This is a genomic window from Streptomyces alanosinicus (assembly GCF_014650595.1).
Taxonomy (GTDB): domain Bacteria; phylum Actinomycetota; class Actinomycetes; order Streptomycetales; family Streptomycetaceae; genus Streptomyces; species Streptomyces alanosinicus.
Map to the genome: position 1 here is coordinate 47,132 of NZ_BMVG01000004.1, position 15,226 is coordinate 62,357.

11 protein-coding genes are annotated in these 15,226 nt (G+C 70.9%); 10 read left to right on the forward strand and 1 reads right to left on the reverse strand.

Annotated features, from left to right (window positions below; translation table 11 throughout):
• Window positions 1-391: 391 nt before the first annotated feature.
• The 8 genes from IE277_RS11020 (at window position 392) to IE277_RS11055 (ending at window position 12,039) form a co-directional block, all read left to right on the forward strand.
• Entirely contained in the window at window positions 392-1,249 is an 858-nt protein-coding gene (locus IE277_RS11020; RefSeq protein ID WP_189951064.1) for an amino acid ABC transporter permease, read from the forward strand.
• Window positions 1,246-3,006 carry an FAD/NAD(P)-binding protein gene (locus tag IE277_RS11025; RefSeq protein WP_189951065.1) on the forward strand — a complete coding sequence of 587 codons (1,761 nt, stop codon included), beginning with the start codon at window positions 1,246-1,248 and terminating at the stop codon, window positions 3,004-3,006. The genes IE277_RS11020 and IE277_RS11025 overlap by 4 nt, the downstream gene beginning before the upstream one ends.
• The gene (locus IE277_RS11030) at window positions 3,003-3,764 is read left to right on the forward strand and encodes an amino acid ABC transporter ATP-binding protein (RefSeq protein ID WP_308433369.1); all 762 of its coding nucleotides are present in this window, start codon (window positions 3,003-3,005) and stop codon (window positions 3,762-3,764) included. Before IE277_RS11025 ends, IE277_RS11030 begins: the two co-directional genes overlap by 4 nt.
• A 16-nt stretch (window positions 3,765-3,780) precedes the next feature.
• The gene (locus tag IE277_RS11035) at window positions 3,781-4,716 is read left to right on the forward strand and encodes an LLM class flavin-dependent oxidoreductase (protein ID WP_189951067.1); all 936 of its coding nucleotides are present in this window, start codon (window positions 3,781-3,783) and stop codon (window positions 4,714-4,716) included.
• Between the two features lie 332 nt (window positions 4,717-5,048).
• Complete coding sequence (locus tag IE277_RS11040; RefSeq protein WP_189951069.1) at window positions 5,049-5,948, forward strand: S1 family peptidase; 900 nt, start codon at window positions 5,049-5,051, stop codon at window positions 5,946-5,948.
• Between the two features lie 315 nt (window positions 5,949-6,263).
• Window positions 6,264-7,346 (forward strand): S1 family peptidase, encoded by a 1,083-nt coding sequence (locus tag IE277_RS11045; RefSeq protein WP_189951071.1) that lies wholly within the window; start codon window positions 6,264-6,266, stop codon window positions 7,344-7,346.
• 260 nt (window positions 7,347-7,606) lie between these two features.
• Complete coding sequence (locus IE277_RS11050) at window positions 7,607-11,065, forward strand: DNA polymerase III subunit alpha (protein ID WP_189951073.1); 3,459 nt, start codon at window positions 7,607-7,609, stop codon at window positions 11,063-11,065.
• A 5-nt stretch (window positions 11,066-11,070) separates the two neighbouring features.
• The gene (locus IE277_RS11055) at window positions 11,071-12,039 is read left to right on the forward strand and encodes a DNA polymerase Y family protein (protein ID WP_189951775.1); all 969 of its coding nucleotides are present in this window, start codon (window positions 11,071-11,073) and stop codon (window positions 12,037-12,039) included.
• Between the two features lie 65 nt (window positions 12,040-12,104).
• On the opposite strand, the gene IE277_RS11060 is transcribed toward IE277_RS11055, so the two are convergent.
• Window positions 12,105-12,992 (reverse strand): AraC family transcriptional regulator, encoded by an 888-nt coding sequence (locus IE277_RS11060; RefSeq protein ID WP_189951075.1) that lies wholly within the window; start codon window positions 12,990-12,992, stop codon window positions 12,105-12,107.
• Between the two features lie 82 nt (window positions 12,993-13,074).
• Here IE277_RS11060 and IE277_RS11065 point away from each other — a divergent pair, with 82 nt between their 5' ends.
• Both IE277_RS11065 and IE277_RS11070 read left to right on the forward strand, forming a co-directional pair.
• On the forward strand, window positions 13,075-13,932 hold the full coding sequence (locus IE277_RS11065; protein WP_189951077.1) for an alpha/beta fold hydrolase: 858 nt from the start codon (window positions 13,075-13,077) through the stop codon (window positions 13,930-13,932).
• Window positions 13,933-13,950: 18 nt separating this feature from the next.
• Complete coding sequence (locus tag IE277_RS11070) at window positions 13,951-15,216, forward strand: FAD-dependent monooxygenase (RefSeq protein WP_189951080.1); 1,266 nt, start codon at window positions 13,951-13,953, stop codon at window positions 15,214-15,216.
• Window positions 15,217-15,226: the final 10 nt, after the last annotated feature.

The following is a 15,226-nucleotide window of genomic DNA, read 5'->3' on the forward strand; positions in this document are numbered from 1 at the left end:
ACAGCGCGAGGGGAGGGGTGCGCGTGTGAAGGCGTGGCGAAAGCCGTGGTGCCAGAAGGGAGAACGCGATCACGCCGGCCGACGGGCGGGCGCGCGCAGGGGGTCAGCTCAACAGGAACAGGACCACACGCGACCGAAGTCGATGTGGGAGCGGGTGACCAGCCACTGCTGTGGATGCATGGGCCAAGTGGAACAGGCATCCGGTTCCTCGTCAACTGACGTGAGACGTACGGCTCACAGTCCGGACAGCCTTGACAGGTGCCCGAAACGCCCGCGTACTCTCGACGGACGGCCCTGCTGAGGGGCTCGGCCGTGCAGCCGCGCCGCGAGGCGCGCCCGTGTGAAGGCACCACCCCGTTCTGACGACTTCAACGCGTCACGGAGCCTTCACATGTCATCCGACACCCTTGCCCACGTCCCCACCGCGCCGGAGATACCCGAGCCCGCGGACGTCCCCCGCGTCGTCCCGCAGCGCCGGTACGGCCAGTGGGCGGCGGCCGTCCTCGTCCTCGCGCTGCTCGCCCTCGCCGTCGACTCCGTCCTGCGCAACAAGGCGTTCCAGTGGGCCGTCGTCGCCGACTGCTTCACCTCGGACTCCGTGCTGCGCGGACTCTGGCTCACCCTGTGGCTGACCGCCGTCGTCATGGTCCTCGGCTTCGCCCTCGGCACCCTGCTCGCCGCCTGCCGGCTCTCCGCCAACCCGGCGCTGAGAGCGGTCAGCTGGGGCTATGTCTGGCTGTTCCGCTCGATCCCGATCCTGGTGCAGCTGCTGCTGTGGTTCAACATCGGGGCGCTGTACCCGCGGGTGTTCGGCGTGCGCACCGTCGACCTGCTCACCCCGGTCGCCGTCGCGATCGTCGGACTCACCCTGCACGAGGCCGCCTTCGCCGCCGAGGTCGTCCGGGCCGGCATCCTCTCCGTGGACCGCGGTCAGATCGAGGCCGCCCAGGCACTGGGCCTGAGCCGGTCACGGCGCTGGTGGCGGATCGTGCTGCCGCAGGCGATGCGCTCCATCGTGCCGCCCGCCGGCAACATGCTCGTCGGCACCCTCAAGGGCACCTCGATCGTCAGCGTCATCGCCGTGAACGACCTGTTGTTCTCCACCCAGTTGATCTACCACCGCACCTATCAGGTCATCCCGCTGCTGATGGTCGCGACCCTCTGGTACGCGGTGGTCACCTCGCTGCTCGGCCTCGGTCAGACGTACGTCGAGAAGTACTACGCGCGCGGCACGGAGACCGCCCGATGAGGCGGCAGCTGGTGATCGTGGGAGCCGGGCCGCGGGGGACCGGACTGCTGGAGCGGATCGCCGCCAACGCCCCGGAGCTGTACGCCGGTTCCGGCCTCGACATCCATCTGGTCGACCCGTATCCGCCGGGCGGCGGCCGCATCTGGCGCCAGGCGCAGTCGCCGCTGCTGTGGATGAACTCGCACGCCGAGGACGTCACCATGTTCACCGACGAGACGGTGACCATGGCCGGCCCGGTGCGTGAGGGCCCCACCCTGCACGAGTGGGCCGGGCTGGACGGCACCGCCTTCGCCGATCGGCAGCTCCAGGGCCGCTATCTGCGCTGGGTGTACGAGCGGGCCCGCGCCGAGCTGCCCCCGGAGATCACCGTCCGCCACCACCCCCGGCGCGCCCTGCGGGTCAGCGGCCCCCGCGAGGGCCGCCAGCGGGTGTGGCTGGAGGGCAGAGCGCACCCCCTCCTCGCCGACCTGGTGATCCTCGCCCTCGGCCACCTGGATGCCGAACTCGACGAGGAACAGGCCGAGTTGGCCGCCTACGCCCAGGAGCACGGCCTGGTGCACCTGCCGCCCGACTTCACCGCCGACAGCGACCTGTCCCCGCTGGCGCCCGGCGAAGCAGTCCTCGTACGGGGCTTCGGGCTGGCCTTCGTCGACCTGATGGTGCTGCTCACCGAAGGGCGCGGCGGACGGTACGAGGGCGGCACCTATCTCCCCTCCGGACGGGAACCGGTGCTCTACGTCGGCTCGCGGCGCGGAGTGCCGTACCACTCGAAGATCGGCTACGGCTGGACCGGGGAGCGGCCCCCGCTGCCCCGCTTCCTCGGGCCGGCCGAGATCGAGCGCCTCGCGGCCCGGCCGGGCCGCGTCGACTTCCGGCGCGAGGTGTGGCCGCTGGTGGCGAAGGAGCTGGGCTTCGCCCACTACCACCGGCTGTTCACCGCCCACGCCGAGCGTACGGCGCTGCCCTGGGCCGACTTCGAGGAGAGATACGCGGCCGCCGACGACCCCGCCGGACTACGGGCACTCGTCGCCGCCGCCGTACCCGATCCGGCCGACCGCCTCGACCTCGCCGCGCTCGACCACCCGCTGGACGGCGCCCGGTACGCCTCGCACGAGGCGTTCCAGGACGGCCTGCGGGCGTACATCGAGGCCGACCTGAACCGCCGTCACGATCCCTCCCACAGTGCGGACCTGGGGGTCTTCCTCGGGCTGCTCTCCGTCTACGGCCAGCTCGTGCGGCTCGGCGACACCGGTCCCCGGTGGCACGGCTTCTTCAGCTATCTGGCGTCCGGGCCACCCGGCCCCCGGCTGCGGCAGATGCTCGCGCTGTCCCGGGCCGGCCTGCTCCGCTTCCTCGGCGCCGACATGACCGTCACCGCCGCGAACGGGGTGTTCCGGGCCGCCAGTCCCACCGTGCCGGGCTTCGCCGTCGAGGCGCGGGCGCTGGTGGAGGCCCGGCTGCCCGAGCCCACCGTCGGCCGGGGGCGCGACAGCCTGCTGCGCGAACTGCACGCCGAGGGCGCCGCCGAGAGTCCCGAGGGACTGCTGCGGACCGACCCCGCCGACGGCCGGATCCTCGACGGCGTCGGGCGGCCGCACCCCCGGCGCTTCGCACTCGGCCCCTCCACCGACGCCCGTACCCCCGGCGCCTTCACCCGGCCACGCACCGGCGGAGCCGCGTTCCGGCAGAACGACGCCACCGCACGGGCGGTCCTGGCCTTCCTGACCACCCCACTCGTAAAGGAACTCGCGCGATGAGCGTCATGGTCGACATCAGATCGGTGCACAAGAGCTTCGGCTCGCTCGCCGTCCTCAAGGGCATCGACCTGCGGGTGCGTACCGGAGAGGTGACCGTCGTGCTCGGCCCCTCCGGCTCCGGCAAGTCGACGCTGCTGCGCACCGTCAACCACCTGGAGAAGGTGGACCGGGGCGAGATCAGCGTGGACGGCTCCCTGATGGGCTACCGGCGCGCCGGGAACAAGCTGTACGAGCTGCCCGAGCGCGAGGTGCTCAGACAGCGCACCCGGATCGGGTTCGTCTTCCAGAACTTCCATCTCTTCGGGCACCTCACCGTCCTGGACAACATCGTCGAGGCGCCGGTGTCCGCGCTGCGACGGCCCCGGAAGGAAGCGGTGGCGAGCGCGCGCCGGCTGCTGGAGCGGGTGGGGCTCGGCGACAAGGCCGACGCCTACCCACGGCAGTTGTCGGGCGGGCAGCAGCAACGGGTGGCCATCGCACGGGCCCTCGCGCTGGAGCCGAAGCTGCTGCTGTTCGACGAACCGACCTCGGCGCTCGACCCCGAGCTGGTCGGCGAGGTCCTCGACGTCATCCGGGACCTGGCGGCACAGGGCACGACGATGATCGTCGTCACGCACGAGATCGCGTTCGCCCGCGAGGTCGCCGACACGGTGGTGTTCATGGACGACGGCAGGATCGTCGAACAGGGCCCGCCGGCCGAGGTGCTGGACGCCCCGCGTGCGGAGCGGACGCGGGCCTTTCTGGCGAAGGTGCTGTGAGGACGGTGAGCGCCCGATGAGCGCACGGCACGGCCGTGGGCTGCCGCATCTCGCCGCCGCCGTCGATCTGCCCGGCTGCTTCGGCGCCGAGCCGTATCTGGAGCTGATCCGGCTCGCCGAGCGCGGCGGGCTGGACTTCGTGACGCTGGACGACTCCTTCGGCGGGCCGGGGCCCGACGCCGTCCGTGTGCTGTCCCGGGCCGCGCCCGTGACCCGGCGCATCGGCCTGGTCCCGGCCGTCACCACCGCCCACACCGAGCCCTTCCGGGTGCGGGCCGCCGTGGCCGCGCTGGACCGGGTCAGCCGCGGCCGGGCGGGCTGGCGGATCGACCTGTCCGCCGGTGAGGACGAGGCCGGGCCCTTCGGCCGCCGGCCCGCGGCGCCGCTCGGGGAACCGCGGTGGGAGGCGGGCGACTTCCCGGTCCGGGGGCCCTCGGCCGTGCCCCGGTCGCCGCAGGGCCGCCCCGTCCGGGTGGCCGACGCCACCGGGAGCAAGGCCCGTGCCGTCGCCGCCCGGTACGCGGACGTGGCCCTGGTCGGCGCCGCGACCCCGGCGCAGGCCGGTGCCGTACGCGAGGAACTGCGCACGCTGGCCGCCGCGTCCGGGCGGGACCCGGACAGTGTGCGCACACTGGTGAGCCTGCTGGTCGACCTCGGCGACGGAGAGCACGCGGCCGCGCCCGGACACGGCGGCGGCGGGCCGCGGCCCACCGTGCGGGGGCCGCTGTACCGGGGCGGCCCGGTCGATCTCGCGGAGCTGATCGCCGGCTGGCACGCCGGCGGTGTCACCGACGGCTTCCACCTCGTCCCCGTCGAACCGCGCCGTGATCTGGAGCGCCTGGTCAACGGCACGGTGGCGCTGCTCCAGCACCGTGGTCTGTTCCGCACCTTCTATCCGGGCAGCACCTTGCGCGAGCATCTGGGGCTGCCTCACCTGGTACGGCAGGGTTGATCACCGGTGAAGGCAAGGACCGGCCCGGGTGACCGAGGCCGATGGGAAAGCATGTGTGGCGATCGGGGCAGGGGAGCGCGAAGTGGGCGCAGGGCAGGGTGTGCCGAGCTGGTGCGCGTGTGTGTGGGGCCGGTGTCAAGACCCGCTGCGTAAGGGTGGTTTAAAGTGCTACGGCCGAAAGGCGCCCTTGTGGCGACCGGTCATTCGGCCGAATACTCCCCCTCAGCGCTTGTCAGGGGGCATGCGTGTTCGGAACCCGGCCGTTCCCCTGGCTGCGCCTCACGGGCCCCACCCCACGCGGGCCCCCGACTTCCCCTGGGAGGGAACGAAAAGTGAGGAACAAGCGCACCACTCCCCGCATCGGCACCGCGAGACGGACCCGGCTGATCGCCGTGGCCACAGGCTTGCTGGCCGCCGCCGCGTTCGCCGCCCCCACCGCGAACGCCGGCGACAACCACACCTTCAGCGCCGCCCAGCTCAACAGCGCGAGCGACTCCGTCGGCAAGGCCGATGTGGCCGGTACGGCCTGGGCGGTGGACAGCAGGAGCGACCGTGTCGTCGTCACCGCCGACAGCACGGTGTCCAGGACCGAGATCGCCGCGATCAAACGGCAGGCCGGCGCCAACGCGAACGCGCTGACCATCAAGCGCACCCCCGGCAGGTTCAGCAAGCTCATCAGCGGCGGCGACGCCATCTACGGCGGTCAGTACCGCTGCTCGCTCGGCTTCAACGTGCACAGCGGCAGCACCTCCTACTTCCTCACCGCCGGTCACTGCGGCCAGGTCGCCTCCACCTGGTACAGCAACTCCGGCCACACCACGGTGCTGGGCACCAATGTGGGCTACAGCTTCCCGGGCAACGACTTCGCGTTGGTCCGGTACACCAACTCCTCCATCGCGCACCCGAGCGCGGTCGGCAGCCAGAGCATCTCCAGCGCGGGCACGCCCCGCGTGGGCCAGACCGTCTACCGGCGCGGCTCCACCACCGGTACACACAGCGGACGGGTCACGGCGCTGAACGCCACCGTCCACTACGACAGCGGTGAGACCGTCAGTGGCCTGATCCAGACCTCGGTCTGCGCCGAGGGTGGTGACAGCGGCGGTTCGCTGTACGCGGGATCCGTGGCCTACGGTCTGACCTCCGGTGGCAGCGGCGACTGCACCTCCGGTGGTACGACGTTCTTCCAGCCGGTCACCGAGGCGTTGAGCTACTACGGGGTCACGCTGCCCTGACCTCCGGTCTGCCGAGTCCCCGTACGCCCCCGGGTGTGCGGGGACTCTTTGTGGGCGGGGATGGATGAGAACAAGCCATGCGCTGTCGTCACGTTCCGCAGAGGGCTACTTGCGCGTTGTGGTTGCGGTGTCAATTTCCTGGCGTGACCGTGGTCGGTCAACTTCCGAGGGAGTGTGCGCGTTCGTTCTACGCGCGTCCTGAAGTCAACCTTGTGTGCTCCCTGTGTCGTTCGGAAGAGTGGTCCCTCGTCAACCAGCCTTCCGGTCCGCCACCCCCACAAGCCGGCGGACCATCCCCCCACAGGAGGACGTGAGTTGAAGCACCGACGCATACCCAGGCGGCGGGCCGCCCTGGCCGGCGCGGGAGTCGTCGCACTGGTCGCCGCGGGTGTCACCTTGCAGAACGCGAACGCCAGTGAGCCGGCGAAGTCCGCTCCGCAGCCGAAGGTCCTGTCCGCTCCGGCGGCCGGAAACCTCGCCTCGACCCTGCTGAAGAGCCTCGGCTCCAACGCTGCCGGCAGCTACTACGACGCCCGGGCCAAGAGCCTCGTCGTCAACGTGCTCGACCAGGGCGCCGCGCATGCCGTCCAGGCGGCCGGGGCCAAGGCGAGACTCGTCACCAACTCGCTCGCCACGCTCGACGGCGCGCGGACGACACTGAAGAAGGACGCGACCATACCGGGGACGTCCTGGGCCACCGACCCGGTGAGCAACAAGGTCGTCGTCACCGCCGACAAGACCGTCTCCGGCGCCGGATGGGCCAAGCTGAGCAAGGTGGTCGACGCGCTCGGCGGCAAGGCCGAACTGCATCGGTCGAAGGGGGAGTTCAAGCCCTTCATCGCCGGCGGCGACGCGATCAGCGGTTCGGGCGGGCGCTGCTCGCTCGGCTTCAACGTGGTCAAGGACGGACAGCCGTACTTCCTGACCGCGGGGCACTGCACGGCCGACATCTCCACATGGTCGGACTCCAGCGGCAAGGAGATCGGGCAGAACGCGGAGTCCCACTTCCCGGGGACCGACTTCGGGCTCGTGAAGTACACGGCGGACGTGGACCACCCGAGCGAGGTCGACCTGTACAACGGGTCCACCCAGCAGATCACCGGTGCCGCCGAGGCGACGGTGGGCATGAAGGTGACGCGCAGCGGGTCGACGACCCATGTGCACGACGGCACGGTCACCGGTCTGAACGCCACGGTGAACTACCAGGAGGGCAGCGTCAGCGGGCTCATCCAGACCAATGTGTGCGCCGAGCCCGGTGACAGCGGCGGCTCGCTGTTCTCGGGGAGCAGCGCGGTCGGGCTGACCTCCGGCGGCAGCGGTGACTGCACCTCCGGTGGCGAGACGTTCTTCCAGCCGGTCACGGCCGCGCTGTCCGCCACGGGGGCGCAGATCGGCTGATCCGCCGCTCGCTCGTTCCCTCCGCTTGTTCCCTTCGCTCGTTCTCTTCGCTTGTTCCATGGAGTCCCGTCCCCGGGTGTCTGGGGGGCGGGACTCCGCTCGTCTGTCTGTGCTCGTGTGTCTGTGGCCGCCCGGTGCGGTGTTTGCGCAGGTGGGAGGCGATCGAATGGATGTCGTACACACGTTCGAGAAAGGGGGTATGGTGGGGGCGGGGAAGTTGGGAACTGGTGTTCGACTACGGATGAGTGTGGGAGGTGCGGATGCCGGGCTTCACGCATCTGCACACCGTCTCCGGTTACTCCCTGCGCTACGGCGCCTCGCACCCGGAGCGGCTGGCCGAGCGCGCCTGTGAGCGGGGCATGGACGCCCTCGCCCTCACCGACCGGGACACCCTGGCCGGCGCGGTCCGCTTCGCCAAGGCCGGCGCGAGGGCGGGGATCCGTCCCCTCTTCGGGGTGGACCTCGCCGTGGCCCCGGCGAGAGCGCCGCGAGAGGAGAGGCGCCGCACCCCGGTCCGCGGCGGTGCCTTCGTCGACGAGTCGGCACCCCGGGTCACCTTCCTCGCCCGGGACGGCGCCCGGGGCTGGGCGGACCTGTGCCGGATCGTCACCGCGGCGCACCGGAGCGAGGCCGCTTCCCGGCTGCCCTGGGCCGACAACCACGGCGACGGCCTGACCGTCCTGCTCGGCCCCGCCTCCGACGTCGGCCGCGCCCTGGCCGCCGGCCGCCCCGACCGCGCGGCCGGGCTGCTCGCCCCCTGGCGTGAGGTGTACGGCGCCGCGCTGCGCCTGGAGGCCGTCTGGCACGGCCGTACGGGCACGGGCCCCGGTTCCCTGCGGCTGGCCGCCCGTACCGTCGGCTTCGCCGCCGAGCAGGGGGTGCGGCCTGTGCTCAGCAACGCCGTCCGGTACGCCGACCCCGGCCAGGGGGCGGTCGCCGACGTCCTGGACGCGGCCCGCCGGCTGGTCCCGATCGACCCGACGAAGGAGCTGGACTCCCAGGAGGCCTGGCTCAAGGACGCGTCCGCCATGTCCGAGGTGGCCGAGCGGATCGTGGAGGCCGCGGGCTACCGGCGCGGCGCCGCGCACCGGCTGCTGGAGCAGACCCGGGCGGCGGCCGCCGAGTGCCTGGTCGACCCCGAGGACGACCTCGGTATCGGCACCGTCCACTTCCCCGAGCCGCACCTCGTCGGCGCCGGCCGCCGCACCGCCCAGCGGGCGCTCGCCTCGCGGGCGGCGGCGGGGATGGTGCGGCTCGGATACGACGGCAGACGTGCGTACTGGGAGCGGATGCACCACGAGCTGGACATCATCGGCCATCACGGATTCGCCTCCTACTTCCTGACGGTCGCCCAGGTGGTGGACGACGTGAAGGAGATGGGGATCCGCGTCGCCGCCCGTGGGTCCGGCGCGGGGTCGCTGGTGAACCATCTTCTGGGCATCGCGAACGCCGACCCGGTCGAGCACGGGCTGCTGATGGAGCGGTTCCTGTCGAAGGAGCGGATCGTCCTGCCCGACATCGACATCGATGTGGAGTCCGCGCGGCGGCTGGAGGTGTACCGGGCGATCATCGGACGGTTCGGGGAGGAGCGGGTCGCGACCGTCTCCATGCCGGAGACCTATCGGGTGCGGCACGCCGTCCGGGACGTGGGCGCGGCCCTGTCCATGGACCCGGCCGACATCGACCGCATCGCCAAGTCCTTCCCGCACATCCGGGCGCGCGACGCCCGTGCGGCGCTGGAGGAGCTGCCCGAACTCAGGCGGCTGGCGGGGGAGAAGGAGAAGTACGGGAAGCTGTGGGAGCTGGTCGAGGGGCTCGACGCCCTGCCGCGCGGGGTCGCCATGCATCCGTGCGGGGTGCTGCTGTCCGACGCCTCCCTGCGGGCCCGTACGCCGGTGGTGCCGACCAGCGGCGAGGGGCTGCCGATGTCGCAGTTCGACAAGGAGGACGTGGAGGACCTCGGGCTGCTCAAGCTCGATGTGCTGGGGGTGCGGATGCAGTCGGCGATGGCGCATGCCCTCGCCGAGGTGGAGCGGGCGACCGGGGAGCGGATCGACCTGGACGCGGTGCCGGCGGGGGATCCGGCGACCTATCGGCTCATCCGGTCCGCCGAGACGCTGGGCTGCTTCCAGATCGAGTCGCCGGGACAGCGGGACCTGGTGGGGCGGCTGCAGCCGAGTACTTTCCATGATCTCGTCGTGGACATCTCACTGTTCCGGCCCGGACCCGTCGCCGCCGACATGGTGCGGCCGTTCATCGAGGCGCGGCACGGGCGGGCGCCGGTGCGCCTTCCCCATCCGGATCTGGAGGAGCCGCTGAAGGGGACGTACGGCGTCGTCGTCTTCCATGAGCAGATCATCGACATCGTCGCCATCATGACGGGGTGCGGGCGGGGCGAGGCCGACCGGGTGCGGCGCGGGCTGTCCGACCCGGAGTCGCAGGGGCGGATCAAGGTGTGGTTCGCGCAGCAGGCGGCGGCCCGGGGATATGGGGCGGAGACGATTCAGCGGACCTGGGAGATCGTGGCGGCGTTCGGGTCGTACGGCTTCTGCAAGGCGCATGCCGTCGCCTTCGCCGTGCCGACGTATCAGTCGGCCTGGCTGAAGGCCCATCATCCCGCGGCTTTCTACGCCGGGCTGCTCACACACGATCCGGGGATGTATCCGAAGCGGCTGCTGCTGGCCGATGCGCGCCGGCGCGGGGTGCCGATCCTGCCGTTGGACGTGAACCGGTCGGCGGTCGCCCACTGTATCGAACTGGTGTCTGAATCACCCCCGCGCTGGGGGCTCCGGCTGGCCCTCTCCGATGTGCACGGCATCAGCGAAGCCGAGGCGGCGCGGATCGCGGACGGACAGCCGTACGCTTCCCTGCTGGACTTCTGGGAGCGGGCGCGCCCGAGCCGGCCGCTGGCCGGGCGGCTCGCGCAGGTCGGTGCCCTGGACGCCTTCGGTGCCAACCGGCGGGATCTGCAACTGCATCTGACCGAGCTGCACCGGGGTGCCCGGGGCGCCGGTGGCGGTCAACTGCCGCTGGCCGGAGGGCGGAAGACGGCTTCGGCCGGGCTGCCCGACCTCACCTCGGCGGAACGGCTCAGCGCCGAGCTGGGCGTGCTGTCCATGGACGCCTCGCGCAATCTGATGGACGACCACCGGGAGTTCCTGGGCGAACTGGGCGTGGTCTCCGCACGCCGGCTGCGCGAGGCGCGCCACGGTGAGACCGTGCTGGTCGCGGGCGCCAAGGCGGCCACCCAGACCCCGCCGATCCTTCACCGCACCAAGTCAAGCCCGTACGGAGAGGCGACCCCGCGCGAGCCCCAGCGGATCATCTTCGTCACCCTCGACGACTCAACCGGCCTGATAGACCTGGCTTTCTTCAGCGACAGTCAGGCCGACTGCGCTCACACGATCTTTCACAGTTGGCTGCTGCTGGTCCGCGGGAAAGTCCAACGCCGTGGGCCGCGTTCGCTCAGCGTTGTCGGCTCTGCCGCGTGGGATCTGATGGAACTGGCGGAGTTGCGCCGGTCCGGAGGTCTCGATGCTGTGGCGGACCGATTGGCGGAGCGTGAAGAGCGCCCTGCCCCTGAGGCGAGAAAGCTTGGCCGAACGATTCAAGTGGCCAATGGCGTCGAAATGGATCCATGGGCGGATCTCAGGCCCGCAGGCGGTGACTCCATGGGAGGCGGAAAGCTCTGGCATTCCAGTCCTGGAAGCGCAGGGTGATCGAGATGGCCATTATCTATGTTCAGGCGCCAGGACCGCCTCGGGAAACATGGGAGACACTTCTTCAGGTACTGGGCGACATCACCCCGGTTGTCGAGGCCGTTCCCCCCGACGCCGCACTGGCGGATGTGAGTGGGAGCGTTCGCTATTTCGATTGCGACGCTGTTGAGATTGCGCGACTTGTGCGTGTGCGAGTGTTGGCGTTGTACGGCCTTGACTGTGCCGTCGGTGTGGCCTCCAATCCCATGCTTGCCAGGATGGCCGGGCATCACGGACCGCCAGGTGCCGTTCGCTGCATCCCGGATACCCCACAGGGAATCTCCGGCTTTCTGAATCCAGAGCCGGTAGCGGTCCTGTACGGAGTGGGGCCGAAGACGGCTCGCGTGCTCTGTGAGTACGGGTTGGACAGCATAGGCAAGGTGGCAGGAACTTCTGAGGCCACCCTGCAGAGGATCCTGGGCGCGAAGATAGGGCGTCTTGTGCACGAACGGGCCCGTGGCATCGATCGGACACGTGTGGTACCGCATGCTCCGCCCAAGTCGACCAGCGCTGAATTGCGATTCGACAGGCATGAGGTCGATGGGTCCGTGCGTCGCGGCGCGCTGCTTGGACTTGCCGTTGATATCGGTAGGCAATTGAGAGCGGACGGCCAGGTGGCCCGCGCGCTTACACTCACAGTCCATTATGCGGATCGGTCTACGACCACCCGGACACGAGTGCTTCCAGAACCCACGGCCCACACTCCGGTACTGGCGGGCACCGCACAAGCGCTGCACGATGCCTTGGGACTTCAGCGGGCACGGGTAACAGCCCTTTCCCTGAGAGCCGAGGATCTGACGACCGTTCGGCTCTCCGGCCAGCAGCTCACCTTCGATCGGCAGACGGAAAGTGCCCGTCGACTTGAACCGGTCCTCGATCGTATTGCCGCAAGATGGCCTGGCTCGGTGGGGCCGGCGACCTTCGCGCGCCCTTGACCGCTGAGCGCCGCCGGACGCGTCCAGCGCAGGTGGCCGCGGCGACGTTCGCGGCGGTAGTCGTCTCACCTTCGGCGGCCGACAGAGCCGGAGATCCCTGGAGACATGAGGCTTGACGGTGTTCCGCGGCTGGGCCATGCGATGTCGTCAACGGCGAGAAACGGCTCGCCGGCCACGGTCGCGGGGGTTGCCCCGGTGAACGCCATGACGTCCCGATGCAGGTGGGACTGGTCGGCGTAGCCGGCGTCGGCCGCGACTCGGGCCGCGCCGTCACCCGCGACCAGGCGGTGGACGGCATGGTCGAAGCGGACCAGCTTCACGGCGCGCTTGGGCGGCAGGCCGAGCTGCGACCGGAACCGGGACCACAGGCGCTTACGGCTCCACCCCACCTCGGCCGCGAGTCCATCGACCCGGGCCAGGCCACGGCTGCCGATGATCCGGTGCCACGCCCAGGCCACCTCCGGGTCTACCAGCGGCCCCGCCTCATGCCGGCGGGCGAGCAGTGCGTCCGTCAACGCGAAGCGATCCTGCCACGGCGAGACATCGCCCAGTTGCTCGCGGATCCGGGACGCCTCCCGGCCCCACAGGTCCTCGAGGGACACGACGGCGCCGTCGAGGTCGGCGGGGGAGGCGCCCAGAACCGCGCGTGCGATCACCGGGGACAGGCGTACCTGCACGCACTCGACGTTCTCTCCCCGCGCCCGGACATCGCCTCCGGACCCGAACCCGGGCCCGGCGGCGATGCTTCCCCGCTGCTGCCGCCCGGCGGCACGGTCGAGGACGGGCGAGCCGGCGCCGAACTCCAGGAGCAGCGTCACGGCCGGGTGCGGGACCATCCGGAGCGCGTCCAGGTCACGGATACGGAACCCGGCCATGGTGACACCGGCCACCTGGCTGGGCCGCTGCGGGCATGCGACGTCCCACACAGCCCCACCGTGCATGAAAGTCCGCACCGTCCCATGCTAAAGGGGCCGATCCGGATGAGGGGAACATTTATCCAATCCGCCGACGGGGACCGGCGGCGACAGTGGGCTCATGACTGTTTCTGACGGCGGACCGCACGTGAACGGCGGCGCCGAGGCCACCCAGAATTCGACCCTGTCGCTGGACGACGGCGACATCCACGTGTGCCAGGACGGCCCCCGCGACGCCCCCGCACTCCTGCTCATCCACGGGTCCGCATCCTCGACCCGCTCGTGGGACCCGCTGGTTCCGCTGCTGACCGGATCTCACCGCGTCATCCGGATCGACCTGCTCGGGCACGGCCGGTCGGCCAAACCGGCCGACCGCAGCTACGCGCTCCCGGACCAGGCACGCCGGGCCGGCGTGGCACTGGACCGGCTCGGCGTCGAGCATGCCGTGGTCGTAGGTCATTCCAGTGGCGGCGTGGTTGCCACCGCCCTCGCCGAACAGCGACCCGACCTGGTGACTGCGCTCGCGCTCATCAACACCGGCCCCAGCCTGGACGCCTTCATCGCACCGCAGTCCGCCGCAATCGGACTCTCGCAGTGGCCGCCGACCGACGAGCAGCTCCGCCAGTTCGCGAGCACCGCCTTCAGCCGCGCGGGCTACCGGATCCCACCGGAGCTCCTGGACGAGGTGCGCTGTATGACCCCCCACACGCTCACCGCGACGATGCAGGCCACCCACGACTACCTGGAGCAGCAGGCGCTCCCGGACCGGCTGACGGCCCTCGGCAAGCCGCTCCTGGTGGTCTTCGGCGAGGACGACCGCAGGTGGCGATCCTCATCCGCCGCCGACTACCGCGCCGTTCCGGGCGCGAAAGTCGAGTTGCTGCCCGGTCTCGGACACTCACCCATACTCGAGGATCCCCCGCGGACCGCCACCCCCCTGCTGGCCTTCACCACGATCCACGCCGTACGCGTGGACTGAACGACAAGGAGGGTTGCCATGCGGATTCTCGTCTCCGGCGCCAGTATCGCCGGTCCGGTGCTGGCGTACTGGCTCACCAGGCACGGCTTCTCTGTCACCGTCGTCGAGCGCGCGCCGACTCCGCGCAAGACTGGTGGCCACGCGGTCGACCTGTTCCGGCCCGCGATGAACATCTCGGAGAAGATGGGCGTGCTCCCGCGCATCGAGGAGCGGGCCACCGGCACCAACCGGATGACTGTCCACCAGGAGAGCGCACGGCGTCCCGTCCGGGTGGACCTCTCCAAGATCTTCAGTGCCGCTTCCGACCGGCACGTCGAGGTCATGCGCGACGACCTGAGCGAGATCTACTACGACGCCGCGCGCGGCGACGTCGAGTACATCTTCGACGACTCGATCACCGCCATCTCGCCCGACGGCGAGGTGCGGTTCGAGAAGGCCGCACCGCACCGCTTCGACCTCGTCGTCGGCGCGGATGGGCTGCACTCCAACGTGCGCCGCCTCGTGTTCGGAGACGAGTCCCGCTTCAGCGCCTTCACCGGGGCGTACCTCGGGGTACTGACCCTGCCGAACATCTCCGCGCTCGATGGCGAGCTCCTCATGCACGTCGGCGTCGGTCGCACCGTCGGCATGTACGGCGCGCGGCATCTCGGCGACGCGCGGGCGTTGTTCCTGTTCCGGAGCGAGCGCGAGCTCGACTACCACCATCACGACGTGCCCCGGCAGAAGGAGCTGCTGCGCGGTGCGTTCGGCGGAATGCACCCTGACGTGGACGACTGGCTGGACGAGCTTGACCGCACCCCGGCGTTCTACTTCGACTCGATCACCCAGCTCCGCATGGACACCTGGTCGCGGGGGAGGGTGACGCTCGTCGGCGACGCGGGCTACTGCCCCGGCCCGGCCGTCGGCGGCAGCACCAGCCTGGCAGTCGTCGGCGCGTACGTCCTCGCCGGGGAGCTGGCGAGGGCGGGCGGTGACCACGAGCGCGCCTTCCCCGCCTACGAGCGCGCGATGGCGCAGCACGTGCGCGGCAGCTGCGCGGCCGCGCTCAGCGCGGCGAAGACCCTGATCCCCACCTCACGCCTCGGCGTGCGGGGACTGGCCCAGGGCGCCCGCCTGATCTCCGCCCTGCCCGCGGGGCCCAGCCGCGCCCTCCTCCGTCTCACCGCCAAGAGCGCACGCCTCTACAACTCCATGACCGTCGACGACTACCTGCCGTTGCCCACCGCATCGCGAGGCCGGGACCGCCTCGCGGGCGACCCCGGAGGCGGGCTCGGGGTGGGGTGAGGAGTGCTCG

Excerpts from the sequence above, each read along its gene's own strand:
- IE277_RS11020 (WP_189951064.1), top strand. The coding sequence starts at position 392 with ATGTCATCCGACACCCTTGCCCACGTCCCCACCGCGCCGGAGATACCC.
- IE277_RS11025 (WP_189951065.1), top strand. The coding sequence starts at position 1,246 with ATGAGGCGGCAGCTGGTGATCGTGGGAGCCGGGCCGCGGGGGACCGGA.
- IE277_RS11030 (WP_308433369.1), top strand. The coding sequence starts at position 3,003 with ATGAGCGTCATGGTCGACATCAGATCGGTGCACAAGAGCTTCGGCTCG.
- IE277_RS11035 (WP_189951067.1), top strand. The coding sequence starts at position 3,781 with ATGAGCGCACGGCACGGCCGTGGGCTGCCGCATCTCGCCGCCGCCGTC.
- IE277_RS11050 (WP_189951073.1), top strand. The coding sequence starts at position 7,607 with ATGCCGGGCTTCACGCATCTGCACACCGTCTCCGGTTACTCCCTGCGC.
- IE277_RS11055 (WP_189951775.1), top strand. The coding sequence starts at position 11,071 with ATGGCCATTATCTATGTTCAGGCGCCAGGACCGCCTCGGGAAACATGG.
- IE277_RS11065 (WP_189951077.1), top strand. The coding sequence starts at position 13,075 with ATGACTGTTTCTGACGGCGGACCGCACGTGAACGGCGGCGCCGAGGCC.
- IE277_RS11070 (WP_189951080.1), top strand. The coding sequence starts at position 13,951 with ATGCGGATTCTCGTCTCCGGCGCCAGTATCGCCGGTCCGGTGCTGGCG.